4 protein-coding genes and 1 pseudogene are annotated in these 4,277 nt (G+C 39.7%); 4 read left to right on the top strand and 1 reads right to left on the bottom strand.

Features of this window, described 5'->3' with window-relative positions; all coding sequences use genetic code 11:
- The first annotated feature begins 284 nt into the window (after nt 1-284).
- Entirely contained in the window at nt 285-632 is a 348-nt protein-coding gene (locus AC1DSB_RS15130; protein WP_016428627.1) for a PadR family transcriptional regulator, read from the top strand.
- Nucleotides 619-1,632 carry an HAAS signaling domain-containing protein gene (locus AC1DSB_RS15125; protein WP_477531904.1) on the top strand — a complete coding sequence of 338 codons (1,014 nt, stop codon included), beginning with the start codon at nt 619-621 and terminating at the stop codon, nt 1,630-1,632. The genes AC1DSB_RS15130 and AC1DSB_RS15125 overlap by 14 nt, the downstream gene beginning before the upstream one ends.
- Nucleotides 1,633-1,876: 244 nt before the next feature.
- Here the strand turns inward: AC1DSB_RS15125 and AC1DSB_RS15120 are convergent, their stop codons facing one another.
- Nucleotides 1,877-2,422: a hypothetical protein gene (locus AC1DSB_RS15120; RefSeq protein WP_477531903.1), complete on the bottom strand. Its 546-nt coding sequence runs from the start codon at nt 2,420-2,422 to the stop codon at nt 1,877-1,879.
- Between the two features lie 120 nt (nt 2,423-2,542).
- Here AC1DSB_RS15120 and AC1DSB_RS15115 point away from each other — a divergent pair, with 120 nt between their 5' ends.
- Both AC1DSB_RS15115 and AC1DSB_RS15110 read left to right on the top strand, forming a co-directional pair.
- Complete coding sequence (locus AC1DSB_RS15115) at nt 2,543-3,148, top strand: TetR/AcrR family transcriptional regulator (protein ID WP_477531902.1); 606 nt, start codon at nt 2,543-2,545, stop codon at nt 3,146-3,148.
- Between the two features lie 421 nt (nt 3,149-3,569).
- A pseudogene (locus AC1DSB_RS15110) lies at nt 3,570-4,277 on the top strand (AAA domain-containing protein); the annotation flags it as partial.

Below are 4,277 nucleotides of genomic sequence, written 5' to 3'. Positions count from 1 at the left end.
GTGAAAAACATAGCCATTTTGGCATTTTATCTAGTGTTGTTTATGTGTCTGTCCCTGTATATTCGTAAAAAACAGCAAGCGGTGTAAGAAATCTGCGATAAAGATTAAGTTCCCGTGATTCATTTTTTCTTTCAGCTACAATAAGAGACTTTCAATTAATAATTAATTGAAAGTCTTTTTTCTTTTTCATAAGCCTTCATTTTAATTTACTTTTCAGAATACAATAATGTATGATGTACAGTATGAAGGTGTGTGACATACAGTATAGAGAAAGAGGTGAAATAATGAATCAACTATTGGGTTCTTTGACGACTGAATTGCGCAGGGGGACGTTAACTTTGGCGGTATTGAGTCAATTGAGAACACCACAATACGGTTATTCACTCGTCCAAAGATTGGAAAAGAACGGCATCAAAATTGATCAAAGTACACTTTATCCATTATTGAGGCGTTTAGAAAAACAAGAGCTCGTGACCAGTACATGGGAGACAACAGAGAGCAGGCCGCGCCGATATTACGTATTGAGTGCATTCGGTGTGAAAATTTTTGAACAGCTAAAAGAAGAATGGGAAAAAACATCACAAGAACTGTACGGATTATTGAAAGGAGACGAACAAGATGAAGTGGATTGATTTGTACATCCATGAAGTTACAAGAAGGTTGCCTGAAAACACAAGGGAAGACATTGCTTTAGAATTGCGTTCTACAATAGAAGATATGCTTCCAAATGAACCGACCGAAGCTCAAGTAAAGGCAGTGCTCGCCGAGCTTGGCAATCCGTCAGTGATGGCACACAATTATTTGGATCGGCCTATGCATCTGATCGGCCCGAAGTATTTCGATATATATATCAATCTTTTGAAACTTATCCTACCAATAGCAATGACAATCACACTGATTGCTTCGGTGGCGGATGCACTTGTTTCGGCTAAAGGGGATGAAGAAATCATAACCGTCATTCTCAACGTATTCGGAATAGCCATTTGGAAATTGTTGAGCACTGCCATGCAAACAGCGTTTTGGTTAACTTTGGTCTTTGCTGTCATTGAATGGACGGACAAATCCAGAGACCAGGCACCACTCACGATGAGTATGAAGAAATGGACTCCGGAAGATTTAAAGAACGTAAATCCAATTCCAAAGAAAAAAGCCATTCAAAAATGTATGATTTTAGGCAGTCTAATATGGACAGCCACCTGGGCAGCTATTTACTTCAACGCTGCTAAATTGGTAGGAACCTATGAAGATGGAGCGAACGGAATCAAATTTCAATTCCCCATTTTTAATCAGGAAATACTGAATTCTTACTGGCTGCTAGTAGTCCTTGTAATTGTATTGGAGGTAACTCTGGCATTGTATAAAGCTTTTGTCGGACAATGGACGATGAAAGTTGCAAGTTTGAATACCATTACACACCTCATTACTCTGGTGGTTTTAGCGACAATCATTGGAAACGATTCGATTTTGAGTGAGCAGTTCGTTGTCTATTTGCAACAACTGAAGATTGATTCCAACCTTTATGATTGGGCATATCAAAGCATCATCATCGTGTGTGTAGTGTTTGCGGCCATTGATATTTTTGAGGGATACCGAAAAGCAAAAATTTCACTACCGGGTCCACTTAAACAATAAGCTTGGCTTTTATTAGGTTGAACATAACTTAATTGGCCATAACATGCGTAACGAAAAGCGTCCACTTGGTGTTACAAAAAAATGAGAAACTATAACATATGCAGGCGTTAAAATTCATTTCTTATATCCAATTTCAAGCAACTGAAAAGAGACTTTCAATTTATGGATAATTGAAAGTCTCTTTTCATTATGGCTGAATTTCACTTGATAAATCTGTTCCTTGTTTTTATCAATACTTGCAGAGTTAGGCTGTATGCCTCGCTGGGCGTGGCCAGATAAAGTAACTCAAGGTGATGAGTAAGTCAATGCCGAGTACAATCGCCCATACGCGAAGAATTTGTTGAAAAGCTTCCGTTCTGTCGGCATTGCCCACCCATATTGTCAAACCGAGTAATAACCCAGCACCGATTAAAAAGGCGAAGAGATGCCTAATCCAATTGAGGAAATCTTGTTTAGCAAAAGCCATTCCCATTTTTTTGGCGGGCTTCTTCCTGCTTTTTAGGATATAAAAACAAAACTGATCATCAGCCCAGCGAATCATCGATTTACCGTAAGCCACGGAAACCCCGATGTAGATAGCAGCAATTCCATGTGCCATCGTGGCAGTCGAACCTCTGTACAAGTCGAATCCCGTTAATACAAGCAGAGCCAAATCCACCAAAGGTGTCATTGCTAAAAGTATAAACCCAAGTTTTTCTCTTTTTCCTAGATAGCGAACAACAAGCCCACTGACGATAAATAACCAAAATAAAATTTCACAGATGACAATGGCCCAAGCAATTCCATTCATGTGCACACCTCCATGTTTTATTTAGTACGTTCGTATTAATTAAAATATACCACAAGTTTTATTTAATACAAGTGTTCTAAAAAGATTGTCTGACTGTACATTAGTCGCTATAATAAACCTATGCCAAAACAAGTGAATCACGAAGAACGAAGACAAATTATTGCAGAAGCCACGTGGGAAATGATTATGAAGAAAGGGATTGAAGGAACAACTGTCCGGGCGATTGCCGATGAAGCCAATCTATCATTAGGTTCTTTGCGCCATTATTTTTCTTCTCAAGAAGAGCTGTTGAGCTATTCGATGGAGTTGGTGAAAGAAAGAGTGACGGAACGGATTGAGAAAAAGTTTGCACAGGACATACCAATGGATGAGTTGCTTGTTCATTTCTCTTTGGAAATTATTCCTTTGGATGACCAGTCCCGTCTCGAAATGACAGTTTGGTTCCACTTCATGGCCAATGTCCAATTCCGTCATAAATTCGAGGGAGATGATGGGATTTTGCAGGCGCTACAGCAATTCCTTTCTGTACTGGAAGCACACGGAAGATTGAAACCAGGAATTGAACTTCAGGAAGAAATCGAAACACTGTATGCGTTGGTGGATGGACTCGCCATCCATTGCCTGCTTGCACCTGTGCGCCTGACGAGAGAGCGTATCGTCCCTATTATTGTTAAGCACGTTAATCTCCTACTTCTTCATCCATTAAATAGTTCTATATTTTTGTGAATTGAACTGAAAAAGAAGCATCTCCAATCGACAGTCAATCCGATTAGGGGTGCTTTTCTTTAATAACAGGGATGGTGTCCAGAAGAAAGTGTATCAATTCAGTAAACAAAAGAATTTTTAATAAAGTGAAACCGACGTTTAATGGGGAAGGTGCGCAACGCTCGAATGTACCTGCATAAAGTGAATGAATCTAAATAGGTGATAGAGGATAGTATAATTCCTTAAAATAAGATCATTGAAATATTGTTGGAATTTCATAAAGAAATTCGAAAGCGGCTGAAAAACAACTTCAGTCGCTTTTTTCTGTGATAATAAGTTCCAAAAAAAGGGCAAAAAGGATTCTTCATGAGCGGTCGATTTGAGGACAACTATCCTTTACAATAGGAAGATATGGTTTGGACGGGTTAGGAGTGTTTCAGAGGTGAGTGTGATAGTAAGTGAAATAACACGGTGTAACTTAGCCGTGAGCAGCCGGTTTAAGAAAAATAAACCGAAAATGGCTGAAGAGATGACGAACTTGTTGAACGTGTCTCCAGTTGTGGATGTTCATATGGAACGCCTTTCAGATGGACAGACGAATCAAAAACGCGTGTCTTTATATATAGAGTCAGAAGCTATTGAAGGTACGCCAGTCATGGAGTGCGAATGGATTGGTAACGGGCTTGAGGTCGTTCATTTCTATATAACTAAAAAGCGTATTCAATTAGGAAATAACCGCCATTTGCAGATGAGGATGGCATTTGACCGTAAAGGCTTGGTGTCTACGGAAATGACRCTCGCTCTTTATAGGATTATTCAGTCTCTACCTATTGCTTCCGACCGATCGGAGTACGTAAAAAAACGGATTTCAAGCTGGGAATCTTATTTACGGGTAATGGAGCGTAATGCCGATGTCGAAAGACTTGAAATTGGCATCCGGAGTGCCCGTTTAAGTCTGGATTTCCGTAAAGTCACATTTGAGCTTCATAAGCTGCCGAATGGGTTTGATAAGTATTACAAAAAGTCGGCTGTTAAGTTAGTAGCGACGAACCAAAGTCTTGGAAATGTTGTGCAGGTGCAAATGGGCAAACGAACCATTGATGTAGAACTTGCCAAGGATCTTCAGGAAAAAGCACGAACGGGAAAATGG

It is taken from the genome of Paenisporosarcina sp. P4_E4_2, assembly GCF_056401595.1.
The sequence above is the reverse complement of the archived record's forward strand: the minus strand, read 5'-3'. Positions and strand labels throughout refer to the sequence as shown.